General features: G+C 43.9%; 1 protein-coding gene. It reads right to left on the minus strand.

Annotated elements, in window-relative coordinates:
- Positions 1-517 (minus strand): Gfo/Idh/MocA family protein (locus ON063_RS14825; RefSeq protein WP_274665654.1); only part of this gene is annotated, 517 nt, incomplete at both ends.

Raw genomic sequence — 517 nt, forward strand, 5'->3', positions numbered from 1 at the left:
CGCCACCACCACTCTCCTTAATCGTTCGGCATACACTGGATTTTTTGTCACTCAAATAACTATAGTGGTACGTTGCTGTTTTAAAGCGAATCATACGTCCGATTGTCCCGTTTTCGAGCTCTTCTTTCAATAGCTGTACAGCGGGGAGAAAGCGATACATAAGCGCGACTGCATTCGGGATTTGATGGATTTTTGTTAATTCGACCATTTGCTTAGCATCTTCTAAGGTGTGGGCCAGTGGCTTTTCGCAATAGACCGGTATTTGATATTCAGCTGCTAACTCAACATAGTCTCGGTGATACTGATTTGGCGTGCAAATGTCGATGAAGGCGGGGCGCGTCATAATCATTTCTGAAAAAGTGTCAAAAGCATGAATGTTTGGCAAAGTTGGTGGAGAAGATGGAGACAGGATAGAACGGACGGATAACGTATAAGGAAGTCGGTGCTGCAAATTTGCTTGTGAAACACTTAACATATGTGTTTTGGCGATTGTGCCAAAGCCCATGATAGCGAATTG

The organism is Exiguobacterium sp. B2(2022), assembly GCF_028823655.1.
In the GTDB taxonomy this organism is placed as follows: Bacteria; Bacillota; Bacilli; order Exiguobacteriales; family Exiguobacteriaceae; genus Exiguobacterium; species Exiguobacterium aestuarii_A.